General features: G+C 64.4%; 2 protein-coding genes. Both read left to right on the top strand.

The genetic code is table 11. From position 1 onward, the window contains the following. Positions 1-56 precede the first annotated feature (56 nt). A complete protein-coding gene (locus V6590_RS20930; protein WP_350339904.1) occupies positions 57-251 on the top strand; it encodes a Com family DNA-binding transcriptional regulator in 195 nt (64 codons plus the stop codon). Beyond that, positions 238-1074, top strand: coding sequence for a DNA adenine methylase (locus V6590_RS20750; RefSeq protein WP_335425616.1), 837 nt, complete (start codon positions 238-240; stop codon positions 1072-1074). Before V6590_RS20930 ends, V6590_RS20750 begins: the two co-directional genes overlap by 14 nt. Positions 1075-1268: the final 194 nt, after the last annotated feature.

Below are 1268 nucleotides of genomic sequence, written 5' to 3' on the forward strand. Positions count from 1 at the left end.
GCCTCATGGCCGCTCCCGTCCCCTGCAGGGGAGCGCCACCTAAGAGGTGATTCGACATGCCGGATCAAGAGGTCCGTTGCAGCTGCTGTAGACGGCTGCTGTTCAAGATCGAGGACGGGGCGCTTTGCGGTGCCCTTTCCATCAAATGCCCGCGCTGCCGGGCACTCAACACCCTGAGGCCCTTCCGAGCCCCCTCCACAGAGCGCGTGCAGCGCCAAAGCGATGAAGGAACCTCCCATGAGCATCGGTGATGCCCTCCCCCCGCTGATCCCGGTCGATCCGGTTCAGCCCGTCGCCCCCTGGCTGGGCGGCAAGCGCAACCTTGCGAAGCGGATTTGCGGCATCATCGACCGCACGCCCTGCACCAGCTATGCCGAGGCCTTTGTCGGCATGGGCGGGATATTCCTGCGGCGGACATCGCGTCCGCGCTGCGAGGTCATCAATGACAAGGGCCGCGAGATCGCGACCCTGTTCCGCATCCTGCAGCGGCATTACCCGCAATTCCTCGACACCCTGCGCTTCCAGCTGACCACGCGGGCCGAGTTCAACCGGCTGGTCGATACCAACCCGGAAACCCTGACCGATCTGGAACGGGCAGCGCGGTTTTTGTACCTGCAGCGCACCGCCTTTGGCGGCAAGGTCTCGGGGCGCAATTTCGGGGTGGTGACCGACCGCACGGCGCGGTTCAACCTGACCACGCTGGAGCCGATGCTGGAAGACCTGCACAGCCGCCTGGCGGGGGTGATCATCGAATGCCTCGACTGGGCCGAGTTCATCCCGCGCTATGATCGCGAGGGGGCGCTGTTCTATCTCGATCCGCCCTATTGGGGCTGCGAGGGCGATTACGGCAAGACCCTGTTCAGCCGCGATGACTTTGCCCGCATGGCCGATGTCCTGGGCGCGCTGAAGGGGCGGTTCATCCTGTCGATCAATGACGTGCCCGAGATCCGCGCGATCTTCGGCCGCTTCCGCCTGGTGCCGGTCACCACCAGCTACACGATCAGCCGCACCGGGAATGATACCGCCGGGGCGCGGGCGGAATTGCTGGTGTCGAACTTCGACTTCCCCGCCTGAAACCCGCGCAATGAAGTGCTCCGGATGGCCCTGAAAGAGCAATTCCGGAGGACTTCAATCCCGGCTTCAAGGGGGCATGTACAGACCATGAAACGCGGCCCCGAAAGGACGAAATCCATGGAACCGACCACCCTCTGCAAGCTGATGGAAGCCAGCTATCACGCCGCCCGCGACCTGCTGATGCAGGCCGCCCG

It is taken from the genome of Gemmobacter denitrificans (genome assembly GCF_036964905.1).
GTDB lineage: Bacteria > Pseudomonadota > Alphaproteobacteria > Rhodobacterales > Rhodobacteraceae > Gemmobacter > Gemmobacter denitrificans.

Coding starts and splice junctions, on each gene's coding strand:
- V6590_RS20750 (WP_335425616.1), top strand. CDS start 238: ATGAGCATCGGTGATGCCCTCCCCCCGCTGATCCCGGTCGATCCGGTT.
- V6590_RS20930 (WP_350339904.1), top strand. CDS start 57: ATGCCGGATCAAGAGGTCCGTTGCAGCTGCTGTAGACGGCTGCTGTTC.